The 20,052-nt window shown below is 42.4% G+C and carries 19 protein-coding genes; 12 read left to right on the top strand and 7 right to left on the bottom strand.

Translation table 11 applies throughout. From position 1 onward, the window contains the following. Window positions 1-63: 63 nt before the first annotated feature. The 3 genes from ACTS60_RS14390 to ACTS60_RS14400 all read left to right on the top strand — a co-directional run bounded on the left by ACTS60_RS14390 (window position 64) and on the right by ACTS60_RS14400 (window position 2,014). The gene (locus ACTS60_RS14390) at window positions 64-891 is read left to right on the top strand and encodes an AraC family transcriptional regulator (RefSeq protein ID WP_440888784.1); all 828 of its coding nucleotides are present in this window, start codon (window positions 64-66) and stop codon (window positions 889-891) included. A gap of 71 nt (window positions 892-962) precedes the next feature. Beyond that, on the top strand, window positions 963-1,706 hold the full coding sequence (locus ACTS60_RS14395; protein WP_440888785.1) for an AzlC family ABC transporter permease: 744 nt from the start codon (window positions 963-965) through the stop codon (window positions 1,704-1,706). After that, window positions 1,703-2,014, top strand: coding sequence for an AzlD domain-containing protein (locus ACTS60_RS14400; protein WP_440888786.1), 312 nt, complete (start codon window positions 1,703-1,705; stop codon window positions 2,012-2,014). The genes ACTS60_RS14395 and ACTS60_RS14400 overlap by 4 nt, the downstream gene beginning before the upstream one ends. A 9-nt stretch (window positions 2,015-2,023) precedes the next feature. Here the strand turns inward: ACTS60_RS14400 and ACTS60_RS14405 are convergent, their stop codons facing one another. Both ACTS60_RS14405 and ACTS60_RS14410 read right to left on the bottom strand, forming a co-directional pair. Further along, complete coding sequence (locus tag ACTS60_RS14405) at window positions 2,024-2,638, bottom strand: fumarylacetoacetate hydrolase family protein (RefSeq protein WP_440888787.1); 615 nt, start codon at window positions 2,636-2,638, stop codon at window positions 2,024-2,026. 206 nt (window positions 2,639-2,844) lie between these two features. After that, a complete protein-coding gene (locus tag ACTS60_RS14410) occupies window positions 2,845-3,882 on the bottom strand; it encodes a porin (RefSeq protein WP_440888788.1) in 1,038 nt (345 codons plus the stop codon). Between the two features lie 563 nt (window positions 3,883-4,445). On the opposite strand from ACTS60_RS14410, the gene ACTS60_RS14415 reads away from it, so the two are divergent. The 3 genes from ACTS60_RS14415 to ACTS60_RS14425 all read left to right on the top strand — a co-directional run bounded on the left by ACTS60_RS14415 (window position 4,446) and on the right by ACTS60_RS14425 (window position 7,299). Further along, entirely contained in the window at window positions 4,446-5,378 is a 933-nt protein-coding gene (locus ACTS60_RS14415) for a porin (protein WP_440888789.1), read from the top strand. 405 nt (window positions 5,379-5,783) lie between these two features. Further along, on the top strand, window positions 5,784-6,623 hold the full coding sequence (locus tag ACTS60_RS14420; RefSeq protein ID WP_440888855.1) for a DMT family transporter: 840 nt from the start codon (window positions 5,784-5,786) through the stop codon (window positions 6,621-6,623). Between the two features lie 61 nt (window positions 6,624-6,684). Further along, a complete protein-coding gene (locus ACTS60_RS14425; protein ID WP_440888790.1) occupies window positions 6,685-7,299 on the top strand; it encodes a glutaredoxin domain-containing protein in 615 nt (204 codons plus the stop codon). A 71-nt stretch (window positions 7,300-7,370) separates the two neighbouring features. Here the strand turns inward: ACTS60_RS14425 and ACTS60_RS14430 are convergent, their stop codons facing one another. From ACTS60_RS14430 to ACTS60_RS14440, 3 genes are all read right to left on the bottom strand, one after another. Continuing rightward, window positions 7,371-7,505, bottom strand: a complete 135-nt coding sequence (locus ACTS60_RS14430) for a hypothetical protein (protein WP_010452602.1) — start codon at window positions 7,503-7,505, stop codon at window positions 7,371-7,373. A 131-nt stretch (window positions 7,506-7,636) separates the two neighbouring features. Then, complete coding sequence (locus ACTS60_RS14435; protein WP_440888791.1) at window positions 7,637-7,987, bottom strand: hypothetical protein; 351 nt, start codon at window positions 7,985-7,987, stop codon at window positions 7,637-7,639. A 117-nt stretch (window positions 7,988-8,104) separates the two neighbouring features. Beyond that, complete coding sequence (locus tag ACTS60_RS14440; protein ID WP_440888792.1) at window positions 8,105-9,298, bottom strand: multidrug effflux MFS transporter; 1,194 nt, start codon at window positions 9,296-9,298, stop codon at window positions 8,105-8,107. Between the two features lie 111 nt (window positions 9,299-9,409). On the opposite strand from ACTS60_RS14440, the gene ACTS60_RS14445 reads away from it, so the two are divergent. Both ACTS60_RS14445 and ACTS60_RS14450 read left to right on the top strand, forming a co-directional pair. Further along, window positions 9,410-10,309: a LysR family transcriptional regulator gene (locus ACTS60_RS14445; RefSeq protein ID WP_440888793.1), complete on the top strand. Its 900-nt coding sequence runs from the start codon at window positions 9,410-9,412 to the stop codon at window positions 10,307-10,309. Between the two features lie 198 nt (window positions 10,310-10,507). Continuing rightward, the gene (locus tag ACTS60_RS14450; protein WP_440888794.1) at window positions 10,508-12,340 is read left to right on the top strand and encodes a putative bifunctional diguanylate cyclase/phosphodiesterase; all 1,833 of its coding nucleotides are present in this window, start codon (window positions 10,508-10,510) and stop codon (window positions 12,338-12,340) included. 31 nt (window positions 12,341-12,371) lie between these two features. Here the strand turns inward: ACTS60_RS14450 and ACTS60_RS14455 are convergent, their stop codons facing one another. Together ACTS60_RS14455 and ACTS60_RS14460 are read right to left on the bottom strand one after the other, a co-directional pair. Beyond that, a complete protein-coding gene (locus ACTS60_RS14455; RefSeq protein WP_440888795.1) occupies window positions 12,372-13,661 on the bottom strand; it encodes a peptidoglycan DD-metalloendopeptidase family protein in 1,290 nt (429 codons plus the stop codon). Window positions 13,662-13,784: 123 nt separating this feature from the next. Continuing rightward, window positions 13,785-14,414, bottom strand: coding sequence for a hypothetical protein (locus ACTS60_RS14460; RefSeq protein WP_440888796.1), 630 nt, complete (start codon window positions 14,412-14,414; stop codon window positions 13,785-13,787). A gap of 207 nt (window positions 14,415-14,621) precedes the next feature. Between ACTS60_RS14460 and ACTS60_RS14465 the strand changes: the two genes are divergently transcribed. The 4 genes from ACTS60_RS14465 to ACTS60_RS14480 all read left to right on the top strand — a co-directional run bounded on the left by ACTS60_RS14465 (window position 14,622) and on the right by ACTS60_RS14480 (window position 20,028). Beyond that, window positions 14,622-15,023 carry a GFA family protein gene (locus ACTS60_RS14465; protein WP_440888797.1) on the top strand — a complete coding sequence of 134 codons (402 nt, stop codon included), beginning with the start codon at window positions 14,622-14,624 and terminating at the stop codon, window positions 15,021-15,023. Between the two features lie 152 nt (window positions 15,024-15,175). After that, entirely contained in the window at window positions 15,176-15,847 is a 672-nt protein-coding gene (locus ACTS60_RS14470) for a YoaK family protein (protein WP_440888798.1), read from the top strand. A 490-nt stretch (window positions 15,848-16,337) separates the two neighbouring features. Further along, complete coding sequence (locus ACTS60_RS14475; protein ID WP_440888799.1) at window positions 16,338-17,702, top strand: YjiH family protein; 1,365 nt, start codon at window positions 16,338-16,340, stop codon at window positions 17,700-17,702. A 454-nt stretch (window positions 17,703-18,156) separates the two neighbouring features. Then, entirely contained in the window at window positions 18,157-20,028 is a 1,872-nt protein-coding gene (locus ACTS60_RS14480) for a methyl-accepting chemotaxis protein (protein WP_440888800.1), read from the top strand. Window positions 20,029-20,052: the final 24 nt, after the last annotated feature.

Consider the following 20,052-nt stretch of genomic DNA (forward strand, 5'->3'; position numbering starts at 1 on the left):
AAGCAGGATGTATCCGGTAGACTTCAAAGCAACAAGCCTGACACTTGAGCAAAACAAAAAGAGATGAAAGAAAAGAATAAGGAAATCGCGACTTTTAAAATTGCTCAAGAGCTGGGTGGCTTGGAGCTGCTCGATGCAAAATACGAAAAGCAAAACTTCTCTCGCCATAGTCATGAAGGCTACACCATTGGCGTAATCGAAAAAGGCGCACAACAGTTCTTTCGCACTGGCGGCAACCATATTGCGCCGCAAGACAGCATCATTCTGGTGAATGCAGATGAAGTACATAACGGTCACTCAGCATCAGAAGGCGGTTGGGAATACAAAGCCATGTACCCTGTACCTGAGCAGTTTCAAACGCTCGGCGAAGAACTCGGCGCACCCAATGTAGCTTTACCCTACTTTCCGCAGCCTGTCGTTTACGATCCAGAACTCGCGAATCAATTGCGGTTGGTATTTGATACGCTAGGAAAATCCGATAACCGCTTACTAAGAGAGACGCTTGTCTACGGCACACTGATCAAACTTGCCAGTAAGCACAGTACGCATAGAACTCCTCTTCAAGATACGACGAAAGCGCAAAGGCAAGTACATCTAGTCAAAGAGTTTCTTGAAGACTTTCCTCAAACCGATGTCTCTTTAGAAGAACTTGCGAAATTGGCGGGATTAAGCCCTTTTCACCTATTGCGAGAGTTTCAAAAACAATTCGGCTTTCCGCCGCACGCGTTTCAGATTCAACAAAGGCTGAGAATGGCGAAAAAACTACTCAAACTGGGACAAAAGATTTCTGATGTTGCACAGGAATGCGGCTTTCATGACCAAAGCCATATGCATCGCCACTTTAAAAAAGCCATGGGCGTAACGCCCGGGCAGTACATCAAGCACTGTTAGCAATTTTGTACAAGGCAGCGTGCTGAGGTCAGCCTACCTTAACAGCATGTTTTTCTATTCAAGTTGACGTTATGGACACGACTTTGCCAACTCATCAAAACACAAAATCCTCGCTCTTTTTACAGGGTACCATCGCAATGATGCCATTGAGCATTGCTGTATTACCTTGGGGGTTACTCGCAGGCTCGTTTGCTATCGACACGGGGTTAAACCCTCTAGAAGGCCAGGCGCTTTCAGCCATTCTGTTTGCAGGCTCCGCACAGCTTGTGGCTATGGGGATGATCAAAGCAGGCGCAGGCTTAACCACCATGTTGTTGACCACCTTTTTCATCACATCTCGACATTTTCTTTATAGCATTTCGATGCGCAGTAAGATTTCACCTTTGCCTTTAAAATGGCGCCTTTCATTAGGTTTCTTACTCACCGACGAACTGTTTGCCATCGTCGGGCACCAATCCGATAAAAAATTCGATCGATGGTACGCCCTTGGTGCTGGGTTAAGCTTCTATCTGTTTTGGAACTTCGCGACGCTTGCAGGCATCGTCGCTGGTAGTTTAATACCTGAACTGAGTGAGCTCGGGCTGGAGTTTGCCGTTGCAGCTACCTTTATCGCAATTGTGGTGCCAACGATTAAAAGTATGCCCGTGCTATCCAGTGTGTTAGTGGCATTAACTAGCTCTGTAGCGCTGAGCTATTACCAAGTGGAAGGAAGCTTGATGTACGCGAGTATTCTCGCCATGTTGACAGGTTATTTTGTTGAACAACTTTCGGCTAAAACACCAAACCTTGAGGATAACTCGGAGGAACGCCAATGATCTTTTTATCTATCTTGGCCATGACAGCGTTGGTATTCACTAGCCGTTATCTGTTTCTAGAACCGAAATTGCCGCTTAAATTAGGGGTAAGAACTCAGAAAGTCTTGAGCTACGCAAGCCCCGCCGTACTGACCGCAATCTGGGCTCCAATTGTATTTATCCCAGAAGGGGAACTTAGCGTAACTTGGCAAAACCCATTTCTGCTGGCAGCCCTATTAGCCGCTGGGATTGCTTACCTCACCAAGAACGTATTGCTCACCACCATCATAAGTATGGTCGCGTTTTTACTGCTTCGAATTTGGTTGTAAAGCCCGCAATTAAGCAGCTAACCACTCAATTTCTAATAAGGTGATGTCTCCACATTTCAAACGACCAAGGAAGACATCGCCTTGATGCACTTCGCCTACACCTTTAGGTGTCCCAGTCATCACGACATCGCCATCTTCTAGCGTCGTATAGCTCTTTAGCTCATCTAGAATATTCACTGGTGGGTAAAGCATCTGTTTAACGTGCCCTTTTTGAACATGAACACAGTTAATCAGAAGCTCTAAGTTAAGGTCATCTATATTGACACCTTGGAGAGAACGGAAACGGCTGAACACTGCAGAACCATCAAACGCTTTGGCGCGCTCCCAAGGTAATCCTTGCTCTTTGAGGGTAGATTGTAAGCCACGTTTGGTCAGATCCAGGCCGAGTCCAACCGCGCTGTATTGACCATTTTTGATCAGAAAGCAGATTTCTGCTTCGTAATGCAAAGGCTCTTGATGGAATGAGGTGAGTTTGGTTGAAACAGAAGTCGCAGGTTTATTGAATACCACCATTTGCTCTGGCATGGCATTATCCAGCTCTTTTATATGCTCAACGTAATTACGCCCGACACAAAGAACTTTGCCGACTTTGACTTTCTTCTCTTCAACCTGAATGACGCTCATTGCTCTTCCCTGCAAAACAAAAAACGCATAATAATCCAACACATTACACTGTTGACACTAGTTCTCTTTTCGAGATATTAAAAACAAGACATTCAGCCCGTTTTGAATGAGTATAAATTAAATCTGGCTACCACAATTCTTAGATCGGCAAGTATGAAAAAAGCCAGCACGAGGCTGGCTTTTCGAGTAATTAGGACAGGTTACTATTATAGGTAGTAACGAGCACCAATAGCCCACTTGTCATCTGTTTTGCGGTTATTTTCGTTGTTTAGATCGAATTGGTAACCAGCAAATCCTACAAATTTAGAAGTGAAGTTGTACTCAGCTTGTACAGCCATCTCTTCGCGAGTTGTTTCTGTCTTAGCACCTTTCGTCGCTTCACCTTCAACCATCTCGTAGTTCAAGCTTAGGTTTAGGCTACTTGGCAATGCGTAAGCAATTAGAGCTTCGTACGCTTTGCTCTCTTCAAGACCTGAGTTCATGTTTTCGTTAGAAGCGTAAACACCAGCTACATATAAGCCTTGACCGTAAGAACCGTAAGCTGCAGAGATCAGGTGAGACTCAGCAGTATCTTTTTTGCTAGATCCAGCAGATGAGAAATCACCTGTGTTGTACGTGTAACCAAGTTTAGCACCCAGTACAGTGTATGAAAGTGCTAGCTGGTAACGATCATCATACTTCTCACCTACAAGAGCACCGTTTTCTTTTGATGTGTTATCATTGGTGCCTTGCCAACCTAGACCAAAGTTAATTGCACCAGCTTCACCCAGCTCAATAGCATTACGGTAAGAAAGCATTTTTTCTGCACGGCCAGTACCTAGATTACCGTGATTGTCATAGATGAAGTCGTTCGCAAACGCGATTGGCATATCAGCAACACCTGCAACATCGTAATAAGGTGCCCATTGTGTACCAGCAACCGCACGACCGTATGCGTCATGAGTAAGACCTAGGTAGCCAAGACGAGTAGTAAAAGAATTTTCGCCACCTTCTAGGTAGTTTAATGCCCATTCACCGCGAGCATCAGCCGTAAAGCCGTTACCAATGTCATGAGTCGCGTTAAAGTTAATACGAGGTGAGTTTTGGCCTACATCAGTATCACCTTGCTCAGAACCATTCACATTGACAGAAACGTGACCACCGATAGAAAAAGTTGTGCCATCGTTATTGTAAAGTTCCACTGCTACAGCTTGAGTACCAAATGTTGCTGCTGCGATCGCTGCTGCTAATAATTTCTTGTTCATTATAAAATCCATGTATTTATGTATTAGTTTATAAGTCATTTTTATACAAAAGCGGGCTGGCACATCTATTCCACCAATGTTGCGTCACTTTTGCTTAACAACTGCCAATCAATGTATTTCAGAAGTTCCCAAGAGCAGAGTGAAAAGATGTAAGAAAAAAGAAAATGGGCAAACGTTTACCTGTTTTTCATATGTAGACTTGGTGCGAGCATTAAACTTAAGAAACACTTTGTTACATTTAATGAGCAATAAATAGATAAGTGATTATTTATTGGTAAAACAATGAACAGAACTTGAAATTTAATGTTACATTTTGAGGTGAGAAATATGATTAGGAACTTTTTTAAAAATACCCTGTCAATTAGAAAGAACAGAAACATCAAAAAAGCTAAAACCCCTTATCCCTTTACCTTCATGAATAGAATGTGGTTCATGTATTTGAAATAAAAATGCAACCAAATCATAACCTAATGGAAATTTATCCTTAATTTTCACGGTTTACCTTAGCGTCATCAACACATCGAGCAAGTAAGCTCATTGATAACAACTAGGGTAATAAGAAAATGAAAAAGGCAGCACTAACTACTGCAGTTTTAACAGCATTGGTATCAGTACCATCATTCGCAGCAACAGTTTATGACAATGATGGCACATCGTTGAAAGTTGGCGGCCGCGCAGAAGCACGCTTCAATCTGTCAGATAAACACGAAAAAGATGGAAACAGTTCATTCAAAGACAAGTCTCGTGCTCGTGTTAACTTGAAAGGAAAGTCTCAAATCTCTGACGACTTATATGGCTTTGGTAAATATGAAGCAGAGTTTAATGATAGTTCGGATATCACAAACCGTTACTTCTTTGCTGGTCTTGGCACCTCTATCGGCGAATTTTCTTATGGCAAGCAAGACTCTGCTCAAGTGATGCTTACAGACATTACGGATACGATGGCGACATTCGGGGCAGAAGCTGCAGACATTGTTGCGGGTAACAAAGACAAACGAGATAACAACTTCCTTTACGCAGGGGAGTTTGACGCGCTAACGATTAAAGCGAACTTCATTGCTTCTGATGCAAAAGACAAAGATAGCTTTGGTCTTGCTGGCCTTTACAACTTTGGCGCGTTTGATATCGGTGCTGGTTACGTATCTCAAAGTAACGGAGACAATGACGACGATCAGTTTAACCTAGTCGGCCAATACTCAATAGATGCGTTCACTCTAGGTGCTCTATTTACTATGGGTACAATTGCGGACGATGACTACACAGGCTATGAGCTTTCGGCAATATACAAACCGATGAAAAATCTATCACTCGTCGGTGTTTATAACTTCCAAGAAGTTGATCCAAAAGTAGGCTCTAAAGAAGATACAGTGGATGAGTTTGCTATCGAAGCGGTCTACAAATTCAATGGTCATCTACGTACATATGCTGGCTATAAGTTCCAGCAAATCGATGGTGGCGATGACGAATTGCAAGCTGGTATTCGCTACGATTTCTAAACGAGTTAGTCATTCCAATAACAATCAGATGGCTAGCATTTCGTGCTAGCCTCTTTCAATTTTGCTGGCGCTTTAACACTGCTCCATTTTAATGCACCGAATCCCGAAGTTAGTGCATTTCCTCTAGTTCCTCCAGAGCGATACCGTTCTAGCCCTTTAAAATCAATAAATTAAAAGTTGGCATGCTAGCTGCAGTGGTTAGATCGAGCAAATGCATGGCAGCGTTTGTGCTTCTCGTTCTTTGTACCTACTTAGGTAGGCACGTCCTTTTGAATTGATAATGTCGCCTCCTTCCGGGAGGCATTTTTTTATTGGCTACCCTATAAATAGGACGTATGATCCTGAGTATTCTCTATAACAGGAAATATCCAATTGAATCATCATCCTGTACAAGGTGCATCTTGGATGCTTACCGCTGGTTTGGCGTTCGCCATCGTCAATAGTTTTGCTCAGATTGCAAGTATTCACTTTGGTGTATCATCCACAACATTTGCGCTCTTTCAATACGCTATCGCTTTCTTTGCTATTTTGCCTTACCTACGCACGTTGGGGATTCGCCAATCTCTGCGCACCAACCATTTTGGTTGGCATGCATTGCGTATATTCCTTGCTGTTATTGGGATACAACTGTGGTTATGGGCACTCGCTTATCCAGTGCCAATCTGGCAAGGCATTGCACTTCTGATGACCTCCCCACTCTTTGCCACTATTGGTTCAGGTCTTATTCTGAAAGAAAAAGTCGGTGTCGCTCGTTGGATTGCGACACTCACAGGTTTTATCGGCGCCATGATCATTCTCGAACCATGGTCAGACTCTTTTACATGGGCAACATTACTGCCTGTGGGTGCCGCTTTTTTCTGGGCATCCTATTCATTGATGGTGAAGAAGCTCTCCGTCAACGACCCGCCGTCTACGATGGTGGTTTATCTGCTTCTACTGATTACACCATTTAATATCCTATTAGCGGTGCCTACTTTTGCGATGCCAGAAGGTTGGAATATCTGGGGTATTTTAGTTGCAGCAGGCGTGCTTACTGCTTTAGCGCAATGGGCCGTAGTCAAAGCTTACGCGGTCGCTGATGCATCATTTGTACAGCCATTTGACCATGCAAAACTGCCACTAAATGTCTTCGCAGGTTGGCTCGTGTTTAACTGGGTACCACCTGGTAGATTATGGCTTGGAGCAGCCATCATTGTCGGCTCAATTGCTTTTATTACCCATTGGGAAGCGAAAAAAAGAAAGTAAGTTGAAAGAAATATTTAAGTTTTAGGTTCTATATTTTCAGGAAAGAAATGAGGAGCATCTTATGGCACAGCCAATCAAAATTACATTATATCGATGGGCAGGAAGCTGGGGACCATTTAAAGTAAACATCCCATGCGGCGAATGTACATTAACTAAAGATATTCTTGCGGATACGTTTGAAAATGAACTATCGGACGTAGCAGTTGAGCTAGAAGTAAAAGATTGGCTATCCAACTGGTGGGAACCATTAAAACTTGGTGCATGGCACGCCCCTATCCTAATTGTTGAAGGTAAAGTAGTCAGCCAAGGGGAAGCGCTAAATAGAGGCGTGCTTGTCCAATCTGTTATTGCCGAATGGACTAAGCGAGATCAACTGAAAGGTAATATCGTTTATGGAAAAGCAACTTGTCCGTACTGCGTCAAAGCGAAGAAGTTACTAGATGAAGCAGGAATTACATACGAGTACCACGATGTAGTCAAAGACAGTGCAGCCCTATATCGCATGATTCCAGAAGTGAAAGCCATCATCGGAGAAAAGACTCCAGTCACTGTCCCGCAAATTTGGCTTGACGATAAATATGTCGGTGGAGCCGACAACTTGGAAAAGTGGTTGGCAGAAAAGGGGTTAGATAAAGTGCCCGACAACGTGGTTGAGATCCCTAGTCAAAGCGCATAAATACCACTCATCGAAAAAATAATACATACATAAAAGCAAAAAGCCCTGACATCACATCAGGGCTTTTCTTATTAATTCGCTAGCTTTTTCATTAGGCGAGTAAACATCGAAGGTTTTTTCTTCTTTGCTTTACCGTAAAGCGCTTTATGCATTGCGTCTTTAGCTATCATCTGGCCAATGTAAGCGCCACCTAGTTCGTTACCCATGACCTTCTCCTAAGATATAATTGGCTGGTTTATGTTGTAATTTTACACCAACAACCCACAATTACAAGATGCAGATCACATTTTTCTGTAATTAAATTACAATAACTTCTAACCTTAGCGACAAATTTCTCTTATGAGCGCTTAGGCTGCTGGTAAGTTTTACCTGCGGCTTTATATGTGTCTTTCGGCTTGATCTCAAAGAAGGTTTCAAAAAACCAAGCTGCAAATTTGATCAAGTGATCGCCTTCGTTCATTACATGCTCGACAAACTCTTTTTCTTCACCAGATTCATCAGCTTGGAACGTGATGTGATAAATACGTTTTTCACCATCAACTTCTGCAAGACCAAATTGACCTGTGAGAGATTCCGCTGCTTGTGCGACCTCTTCTTCTTCAGATGCTTTTAGTAGCTCAAGAGCTTGAGGTAAATTCTCTTTCTCACCGATTTCTTTTAGTAGTGCTTCAAATTCGTTCTGTTGCATGGTTTCACCTAACGATTAACGGGTATCTTGCTCATACTGCTTCTTTTAGAGCCAATATCAAGCGAGCATAATGTATGGGCGCATTTTAGAAAGGAGCTTGTAAGCTTGCAAGCAGATTCAACGAGAGCGCTCTGGTTGAATCAAGCTATTGGAAGGCTTACTAATCTGGCTCAAAGCTAAGACGGCACAGCATAGTAGACCAATCAATACATAAAAGATCCCTAATTGCTGTTGGCTTGTTACCCAATGCTCAACCAAATAGCCTCCAAATAAGCCAGCAAGACACATTTGTATGGATCCTGAAAGTGCAGAAACCGCCCCTGCTTGTTTCTTGTGCGGCGACAACAATAAACTGATCGAGACTGGGAATGACATCCCTTGTGCAAAACTCAAACAAGTAAACGCCAACAAGAGTGACATTACTGAAAATGGTAAGAATAACAACGCGCCGCCTGATGCAACTACAACAGTAAAGCTCATCAATAGAATCTGTTGCTCTTTGTAGCGTGAATTGATGAAATTAAGTATCAAACTTCCCATCAACAACCCTGCGGAAGGCACAATCATTAACGTTCCGTAATCCGCTGCGGTTAATCCAAGTTCTTGTTGCATCAAAAACGGATATAAAGACAAAGTCACCAAAGCTGATAAATAACTTAGCCAGTTATAACTTGCACTACCAATTAGTTGTTTATTCGTCAGTAGGGTTAGGTAATTTGTCATCACGCGCTTTGGTTCGAAGCGTCGCTTGGGATAAGGTAAGGTTTCTGGCAACACCATAAAACCCAAAGTAAATATTGCGATAAGATAAAACAGCACAAACACAAAAACAGCATGCCAACTTAAGTGGTAGGCAATCCAACCACCGAAGAGTGGCGCAACAATCGGCATCACTGACGCAGTGACTGAAATATAAGAGAGCGCTTTAGTTAGTTGTGCTCCATCATAGCTATCACGTAATACAGAACGACCAAGTACAGAGGCACTGCCCGCTCCTAAGCCTTGCAAAAGTCGTCCTGCTTCCAGCGCTGCAATATGGTCAGCAAATACAACACAGATTATCGTCCCGACCAAATAGACACTTTGGCCGATGATGAACACTGGTCTACGCCCTATTGAGTCCGACAATGGGCCATAAAATAGTTGAGATACGCCAAAACCAACGAGGAAAAGAGTGACGAGGTTTTGAATCGCATGCTGAGCAAGATTAAGGTCATGGCCAATCAGTGGTAAAGAGGGAAGGTAAATACTCACACCTACTTGGCCAGTCGCGATGATCATCATCGCCAGTAATAATGGTGTTTTACGCAATATACTCTCCTTACATCATGACAGATTCACGATTGACAGTGTATATTTGTTACTTAAAGATGATAATAAACCAAAATGGAAACGAATTATTTCCCATCAGGATAGAATAATATGGATTGGATTCAGAGCGTACAAAGCTACATTCGAGTGGTCGAGGAAGGAAGTTTCAATGGAGCGGCAAGAAAACTCAACACTACCAGTTCAGCAGTTAGCAAACGTATCCAATGGCTAGAAGACAAGATTGGTGTGCAGTTATTAAAAAGAACTACACGCTCGATCAGCCAAACTGAGGCTGGTGCGCTGTTTTATGAACGCGCTAAAGTACAACTCGATTCTTGGCAATCGGTCTTAGATGAAACCCGCTCAGTAAATCAATCTCCTGCAGGGCTACTTAAAATCGGGGCGACTCTTGCTGTTGGTTCAAAGTTTCTAGTCCATTATCTAGATGACTTTCTGGAACAATACCCAGATATCAAACTGCAGCTGTTTACAACCTTACCAGGACAACTCCCTGAGCTCAGCTTAGATTTGTTTATCAGTCGAGAGTTGGAACAACTCAATTCACTTAGCTTCAAAGCAACACCTCTTTTCGAGCATAAAGCCCAGTTTTTTGCTGCACCAAAGTACTTAGAGAAATACGGAACCCCAAGCTCGATTGACGAACTTAAAGATCACAACGTGCTTATTTGGGGCGAAAAACCATCGAGAGACGTAAAGACCATACTTGGTCAACGTTTTACAATATCCGGAAACTTCTCTACGACTAATCCCGAAGCCTTATTTCATGGTGCGAAGAGAGGAATGGGGATTATACTGACTAATAACGTCATGATCAGAGATGAGCTAAAGCAAGGAAATCTTGTTCCTGTGTTACCCGACATAACGGCAGATGAAGCTACCGTCTACGCATATTACCCAAAGCTGGACTATCAGCATACGCGTACCAAGCTATTTCTGGACTACCTTAGAAGACGTTTGGAAGATGAAAAGTATGAACTGCAAGCCCTGTAATGCTTTAAGCTGCTATGACCAACAGTGATTGATACACAATAAGCACGATATTGATTTAAGAATTTTCTCAGGATTGAGATAAGTAAAGTTTGAAAAATAGTAAGTTTGCACCGATATTTAACGTGATGCATATCGAAATGATTTGAGATTTAGCGTGTAACAAAAATATCAAAAACACGAACTAAGAGATAACGTCAGATGAAGTATTCACTAGATGAGTCACACATCAGCGTCTCGGATTTAGAAGAAACGTTAAGCCTTGATGGACTCGAGTTACTAAATAAAACGACATTAGACCTACACCAGAGGTTTGATAGTTATTGTACATGTGTGGTAGAGGTAGCGCATTTATATCATCACGCAGTCACTCTATCTTTCGCTGCAAATAATCAAATTATTGACAACAGCACTTATGGACTTGAGAAAACTCCGTGTGAACAGGTATGTTCCGATATTGGCAAGCAAGTCTTCTATCAAGATGAAGTCTATAAACTCTTTCCAGAAGATGTTCTTTTGCAAGATGCTGGAATACAGGCTTACATTGGGCTGCCGCTTAAGAATCACAACGGTGATGTTCTGGGTATTATTCATTCAACATACCAGCGACCAATACTTGATGATGAAGTTAAAGAAATCGTTCAGTATCATCGATTCTACGCGAGCTTAATCATCCATAGCCTGAGAGAGAAGTGGATCAGTGAGCGATCAGATAAGTTACTCAATCAACTTAGTTACGAAGTTTCCCATGATAATCTAACGGGCCTTCTTAATCGTAGCTGTTTGGCTGACTCACTAGAAATGCTAACGCAGCAATCTAGTAAGCCTTTTCATCTCGCCTATCTTGATATCGATAATTTTAAATCCATAAACGATATCAACGGCAACTATATTGGCGACCAAATAATCAAGTTTACCGCTAATGTCATTCAGCAAACGTTAGGCCCACAAAATAGTGCGTTCAGAGTCGCTGGGGATGAGTTTGCCTTTATCACTTTTGATAAAGACCCTGTGACTATCTGCCAAGAAATACTTGATAAAATAGATTCCGGTTACCGAGACAACTCCAATCGAATCAATTTTGCCGTCAGTATTGGCTTAGCAAAAGCGAGTACAAGTCTAACCAATAGTGATGAGTTAATCTTGAATGCCAGCCTTGCCTTAAAAGACTGCAAAAAGCATAGAGATATCTCCATTCAGCATTATGATACTCATTTAAGTGCTATTTATCATAAGCAGACACAGCTTATTGAAGCCCTTCGAGAAGTTCTACGCCACCCGATTTCAGAAAGTGATGAACTCTATGTTGTCGTACAGCCTATTGTCGATATTACACAAAACCGGTGGGATTATTTCGAAGTGTTGGCCCGTTGGAACAGCAGCACTTTTGGTCCCGTATCTCCGATGGAGTTCATTGGGGCAGCAGAGCAATCAGGTCTGATAGTAGAGCTCGGAGAGAGAATCATCGAGCTTGCTTGTCAAGCGAAGCAACAATTGGAATCTCAACTCGGTTATCCTATCAAGCTAAGCATAAACTGTTCTGCATACGAACTACTCAACTCTAAGCGCTATATTAATCATCTCACTGATACGTTAGGAAAATACGCGCATCAACCTAACGATTTCGTTATCGAGTTAACAGAGACTGTGTTACTTGCTCAATCTGGACAAGAAAGGCTTGTACTTGACTCACTTCGCTATCTCGGATTCAAAGTGGCTTTAGACGATTTTGGTACTGGTTACTCAAGCTTAAACTATATTCATAGCTACCCAATTGATAGCATCAAGATAGACGCAACATTTATTCGAAATATGCTCACGAATAAAACATCAGAACAAGTAGTTAAACTGATTACTCAACTCGCACACTTACTCGGAGTTGATTTGGTCGCAGAAGGAGTAGAAGACGATGTCGCTCTCAATAGACTGGTCGACATTGGATGTCATCAGATTCAAGGTTACCACTTTTCAAAACCGATGAAGGTGCCAGAAATGATTAACCTTCTTAAGGAAAGGGATATTAAAAGCGCATAAAAAAGGCCAAACACAGTTTGGCCTTTTTAGATTAAAGAGACGCTAATTCTTGTTTATGCAGCAAACGATCCATTTCATCTCGTTTTGCAATAAACGCAGCCATGTCTTTCTTAGGTACCGAGCTTGCCATGGGTATATTCGCGCGCATTGCATTCACTGGTCGACCGTATTCAATTAACTCGTAATGAAGGTGTGGCCCTGTTACACGACCAGTTTTACCCGACAAACCAATACGTTGACCGCGAGATACTTTCTGTCCTTTCTTCACTAGGATTTTGCTCAAGTGTAGGTAGCGCGTCTTGTATTTACTGCCATGTTCAATCACAACATAGTTACCAGCATAAGGGTGTTTACGGGTCATAATTACTGTGCCATCACCCGTAGCTTCCACTGGAGTACCAATAGGCACGGCCCAGTCTGTGCCATTATGCGGCGCAACGCGCCCAGTTACAGGGTGAAGACGTGTCGGGTTAAAGTTTGAGCTGATACGCCAACTGCGGCTTACCGGATAACGTTGGAATGCCCGTTGAAGGCTCTCGCCTTTCGCATTGTAGAACTGGCCATCGGTGTGAAGGTATGCAGAAATCTCACGGCCACGATTGTAAATCTTGATCGCTTCAATTTCATTCTTTCCTGTTGCAACACCATCAATCGTTTGAGTACGGCGAACCACTTCAAAACGATCACCTGCACGCAGATCCTTTCCAAAATTGACTTGCTCTTTAAGCAAATTGACGACTTGACCTATTTCTGCTGTCGTCAAACCTAGCTGGTTGGCAGAAGATGAAAAACTACCATTTATAACACCAACCAAAGGTTGTTGATGCCACACACCAGGAATAGAAACGTCTTTGAAGTCATAGCTACCATCATTGTTTCTTTGATACACCGCTTTATCAGCTATGGAGAACTGAAGCTCCATTTTTTCTAGTTCACCCGTTTCTTCATTTCGCCAAAAGCGAAGTGTATTACCTGGTTTCAGTGTATCTAGTGCTAAGAAGTTTAGGTCTGTTTCCATGACCTTCATTAAGGAGCTATAACCAAAACCAAGCTGGCTAAAAATTGAACTTAGATTATCACCAGCTTGAATTTGATACTCAAAACTTGGAGGCGTGGTCACAGCCACAGATGCCGTTTTAGCATCTAGAATTCTTTCTACAACCTGTGATTCAGGTAAATTGAGAGCGATGGTTTTGGTAAGAGAAGACTCGTTGATCGAGTGAGAAACACCAATCGCAACAAACACAGGTAAGGAGTACAGCAGTAACGCTTTACGGCTTGTGAAGCTAGGAAACCGCTTTGTTGACACATTTTCAGACACGGGAATTACTATCTCCTTATTAATAAGGCTCATAGCTTATGCATTCCCGATTCAGAAATCACTAGTAAATTACGAGATCTAGCGCAGAAAATACTTATTTTTTACAGAAGTAAAAAATAATCATCACTGTTGCATACTCAAGTCATTACCTACACGCAAAATTGTCGCCGAAATCAATTGATCTGGTTGTTCTGACATCGCTTGATTTTTGCCATGTTCAAGATAAGAAAGCGAAATTTTCGTATCACTAACCCACTCCAGTGATGACATTTTGATACGATCTCCAAGAAAAACACTATTGAGCAACACTACTCGGCTGGGTACGGCATCAAACTTGAACAATCCGAGATAATAAAATGCCCCTGAACCCTGTGTAGTTACAACCACTGGTGCAATAACCCAAGGTGTACCATTGATGTCACGTTGGGCAATAAACTCGGTAGGAACCAGCACGTCACCTTTGGTAGCGCCCGCATCGTATTGACCTTTTAACAAGCCATGCTCTTTGTCCCATTCATCTAAAAACGTTACCGCACCTTGTTCAGGAACTTGAACGGTCCACGGATTTCGAGACTGAATCCCAAGTACTTCCGCTACGATTGAATTAGATTGAGACTGAGTTTGAGGAAACTTTTCCATGATGTCTTCATCAGAAAGGCTAAATCGGTAAATACCAGCAATAACCACAATAGCTAATAACAGCACAGGGATCAGAAGAATAAGTGGAATAGGTAGGATTCTCTTACGAGTCATGCAGGCTTCCTTGTTTTTGTTCTCATAATTCTGCGCTGAGTATATACCAATTTAAGCGTGAAGGTCGCAGAACAAACTCCTCCATTTTGACTCAAGTGTTTCAAAATTAAACTAAACTATACTCAAGTGATTCGCTAGAATTCTAGTTGACACTAGAACTAGGGCATCATTTCAATCCAAATAACGAACATCCAATAGGTAATAACGATGACAACAATCACCCACACATGCGAGTGTGCCTGTGGTTTAGTTCAACTGCGTTGCATGGCGGAACCCATCAAAACTTCTATTTACCACTGCTTTGAATGTCAGAAGCGCACCGGAAGCGTATTCGGAGTGCAAGCTAGGTTTAATAAAGGGCACGTGATCTTAGATGGTGAAGTAACGAGTTATACGCGATTATATGATTCAGGCAACCAAGTTCACTATGAGTTTTGCCCCGCTTGTGGCACTACTATGCGCTTGCTTCTCTCTGATGCACCTGACTATGTAGTGATCCCTATGGGATTATTTAATGGCAAAGAATTCCCTGAACCAACAGTCTCGATTTATGAGCAAAGAAAACACGGCTGGGTGAGCTTTGAATGTACCATGGAACACATCAGTTAAGCCGTTATTCTCAATTCACCCTTTATTTATTTGAATCGACTCAATAAAAGTTGAGGCTTTATTGAGAATGATCAACCAAGTCATAACGGAAATGCTTCCGTTCCACGTTACGAGCGCTATAATCTGCTCCTAACATTTGGTGGGGTTTTATTGTGATTTCCAGACTTCCTCGTTGGGTGGAATATGGCGCATTTTTACTTGCTCTTTTAGCTGGTTGCGTCAATGCCGTGGGTCTCCTTGGCTTTCAACATCAAGCGATAACGCATCTTTCAGGAACCGTAACTCAGCTAGGGAATAGCCTACTAGTCAATGCGGACAGTACTATTCACCTACTGCTCATTGTATTCAGCTTTCTGATTGGTTCTGCATTTAGTGGCTTCTTTATAGAAAGTAGTGCACTGAAACTTGGTCGCCGCTACGGTGTAGCGCTCTGCATAGAAGGCTGCTTGCTACTCTTGAGTTTGGGCTTTTTGGTACAAGGCGATCTCTATGGTCAGTATCTCGCTTCAGCGGCTTGTGGCTTGCAAAACGCGATGATTACAACGTTTAGTGGTGCTGTTGTGCGGACAACACATATGACGGGAATTATCACTGACCTCGGGATTATGATTGGTGAGAGCTTACGCGGACGCCAATTCGACAAAAGAAAAGCAAAGTTATTTATCTTTATCTTCCTAGGCTTCTTATTTGGTGGTACTGCCGGAGCCGCTCTTTTTAGCGCCTATGAACTATACGCTTTAGTGTTCCCTGCATTATTGGCATTTGTTATTGCTATTGCTTACTGGGGCTACCTTTACTTACTTAGCCGAAAGCAAACTGTATAACATTTACATACAAATCACCTTCTGAGGCCCCGAACTAATATCAAAGACGGCTTAAGCCATACGCTGAAGCCGCCCTTCCCTAATCCTTGTGTTAGTTTCTTGCTACCAAACCTATATTTCCCAGTTTCAGCTCTTATTCCCCCATAAATAGTGGCAATACTACGAGAAGTGCCGGGGGCCTCCCTTGAGATCTAGATCACATTTACTATGCTTTTTATTGTGCTAGTCACATTGTTGTTTCTAACCAAGTTATCGGGCCTGGTTGCGTGCTACAATTTTTCAACACGAGCAACAAATTCACATACAAGATTCTAGTAAAACGAAGTTTGACCATAAAAACAGCTGAATAACTAGATGTATTTAATGAATAGTATTGCAATGGATGCAGTTTACGGGTAATCTCCGCACACTGTGATTAAATACGGATGTTTAGTGAATATTTATGCCATGGAATGTGGCAAGCATTGACTAGTAGTAACACGAGACAAATATGCATAACAACACAAATGCTACTGAGGCTCCGAAGGGCAATTTTTGGATGTTTTTCATTCCATCACTGATCGGCCTCCTACTTTTTATGGCGCCTATCTCATATGATGACGGTCTAACCATTCCTGTTGCTGTAATGGCAAAAGTCATTCCTGCAGTTCTGGGCGATACATTGATTGCAATCATAACTGGTATTATTGCGTTTATGGCTGTCGCTTCTGTTCTTTGTAAAATTTTCAAGCCAGCAGCAATCCTACGTAACAGTTTCTTAAATGGTTTGTTTAACCCATCGCCTCTTTGGTTATTCGTGCGTTTAATTGGTGCTGCAGCAGTATTGATGACGTTTTTCCAATTCGGACCTAAAGCAATCTGGGAAGAAAACACCGGTGGACTTGTTCTTACTGGCCTGTTACCAACGCTATTTGCCGTATTCATTTTTGCGGGTCTACTACTGCCACTGCTATTGAACTTTGGTCTTCTTGAACTTTTCGGTGCATTGTTAAGTAAAGTTATGCGTCCAGTGTTCAACCTGCCAGGTCGCAGCGCAATCGACTGTATGGCTTCTTGGTTAGGTGACGGCAGCGTTGGTATCCTGCTGACTAGCAAACAATACGAGAACAATTTCTACACTCAACGTGAAGCTGCGGTCGTTGGTACTACCTTCTCGGCAGTATCCATCACTTTCAGTTTGGTTGTACTTGCTCAGGTTCAGCTAGAACATCTATTCCTTCCTTTCTATGGCGCAATCTGTTTAGCGGGTGTCGTCGCAGCGATCATTATTCCTCGCTTACCACCATTAAGCCTAAAGAAAGATCGTTACATGGACGGAAGTGAGCCAAAAAAAGATGCCGATGCTGTTCCTGCAGGACACACCACATTCTCATGGGGTATGGACTTAGCACTAAAACGTGCAGGACAAGTAACATCAGTCCAATCTGTCTTTAAAGAAGGCGTACACAACGCTATCGATATGGTATTCGGAGTACTACCTGTTGTAATGGGACTTGGTACTGTTGCCTTGGTGATTGCAGAATACACATCAGTATTCGAAATTCTAGGTCAACCATTTATCCCATACCTAGAGCTTCTACAAATTCCTGAAGCAGCAGCCGCATCTCAAACTATTGTTGTTGGTTTTGCAGACATGTTTATCCCAGCAATTCTAGCCGCTTCAATTGACAATGAGATGACGCGTTTTGTCGTTGCTGCAATGTCAGTAACCCAGCTGATCTACATGTCTGAAGTAGGTGCTCTACTACTAGGTAGCAAAATTCCGGTCAATATTGTTGAGCTGTTTGTTATCTTCATCCTGCGTACACTAATTACACTTCCTGTAATTGCAGGTATAGCGCATTTGATTTTCTAAGACGAAAATTTTTAAAGCCCTGTGTTTACAGGGCTTTTTTTGTATTTGCCGTTCCGAAACATAACCAAATGCAAACATATAGAAATAGCCCCTTCGTTTATCTCCCTTCATTTACGTCTCATAATTGATACAGACAAGTCAGGTTTTATAACTTTCTTTCCCGATAGAATTGTTCCAATCATCCATATCCATTCCCCGGAGTGCTAGCGTACTGCTGGCGTCGCTTACCTTTTTGACACTTTTGTTGCCAAACTCTTTCAAGATGACCAATCTCACACATTTAACGCAACGTTAGCGCAAAAGTTAAAAAACATGAAAAATACATTCAGGAATCTGATAAAACTGTCGATAACAAAATAACAACAACACATTTTTTGCTATCTGTTGTCGTAAATCATCCCCCTATAAGAGATGAATCAGAGGTAGTGTAAACAGGGACACTTGAGGAAAATCTATGAAATTCAGTCATAAAGTAGTAACCGCGTCCTCGATTTTATTGTTAGTGACAGTTTCGCTTCTGTCTATTCAACAGGTAATGACGGTACGTTCAGAAATCGAAGATCATATCAATGAATCACTAGGGGAGATTTTAACGAGTGTGGGAAACACTGTTGAGTCTCAAATGGACGCAAAAAAAGCATTAGCGCAATCTCTAACAGAGGTGATTGAGCTTGCTCCTAAGGATCGACAATACGTAAAAGACATTCTCGAACAGCCAAAACCAAAGTCGAGCTTTCTCGCGATAGGCTTCGGTTATCAAGCTGATGGTTCAGTTATTGAAAATGATGACAACTGGGAAGCAGGTTCTGATTATGACCCTCGCCAGCGTCCTTGGTTCCAAGCAGCAAAGAATCAAGGCAGCCTTATCGTTACTGACCCTTATGTCGATGCATCCTCTAAAAATGTCATTATCTCTATCGGCACGCCAGTAAAAGAAAATGGTCGATTCATCGCAGGTATGTTCTATGACTTAGAACTTACGAAGTTGGCGGAGTTGGTAAACCAAGTAGATGTATTTGATGCCGGATACTTATTCCTTGTAACCAATGACGGGACAACCATTGCGCACCCTGAAGCGACGAACAATGGCAAAAAACTTTCGAGCTATCTACCGCAGGTTGACTTAGGCAAACGTGAGCAACACATCGAAGTCAACGGTCAACGTTATATGGTGAGCCTATCTCACATCAAGAGTGAAAATTGGTATGTCGGTGCAATTGTTGACGAGAGTATCGCTTATGCCGCAGTAGATAAATTACGTAATAGCGCAATCATTTATTCGCTCATCGCAGTGGTGTTTTCTATTGCTGCACTTACCATTTTGATTCGATTCTTGATGCGACCATTAGATGAGCTGAATTCCGCTATTCAAGGTGTTGCTTCCGGTAAAGGTGATCTAACTCAACGCTTGTCTACAGAGACAGATAAAGAGTTTTCCGAGTTAGCACATGGCTTCAATACCTTTATGGAGAACCTTCAGCATCAAATCATCGAGTCCAAGCAAATCTCAGATGAGATCTTAACAGGAACTCAGCTGACGGCAGAAGGAGCGAAAGGATCAGCTTCCGCTATGCAAACTCAGCTGCAAGAACTTGAGCAGTTGGCAACCGCCATGCACGAGATGTCCGTGACGGCGACAGAAGTAGCAAACAACGCACAAGGTGCAGCAAGCGCAGCAAAAGAAGCAGATGAGGCAACGATACAAGGTTCAAATGTTGTAAATGAGTCTACAGCGACTATTAATTTGCTATCTGACAACATTGACCAAGCAGTTGAGGAAGTACAAGGCCTAGAATCTGCGACAGCGAATATCGAAACAATCTTAAAAGTGATTAACGATATTGCCGACCAAACTAACTTACTTGCACTGAACGCTGCTATTGAAGCAGCTCGAGCTGGCGAATCTGGACGAGGGTTTGCAGTTGTTGCTGATGAAGTTCGTACTCTGGCACAGCGTACACAAGAATCAACAACTGAGATCCGTAGCATGATTGAACAACTTCAATCCGGAGCCTCTTCCGTAGCGAGTGCTATGCACCAAAGTAAGAATAGTGCTGTCGAAGCGGTAGATAAAGCAGGACAAGCAAATGGTGCTCTACAGCGAATCCGTGATTCTATTCAACAGATTTCCGACATGAACTTGCAAATTGCCTCAGCAGCAGAAGAGCAAAGCTTAGTAGCAGAAGAGATCAACAATAACACGGTTAATATTAAAGATTTGTCTACACAGGTATCGCACTCTGCGGACCTTGCCGATGAAGCGATGCAAAAACAAAATGAGAATGTTCGTAAGCAGGATGAAATCCTAAACCGCTTTACGGTTTAACCACTTCTCTTTTCTAACCGATAA

Origin of the sequence: Vibrio sp. WZ-1, assembly GCF_052037695.1 — a bacterium.
Lineage (GTDB): Bacteria > Pseudomonadota > Gammaproteobacteria > Enterobacterales > Vibrionaceae > Vibrio.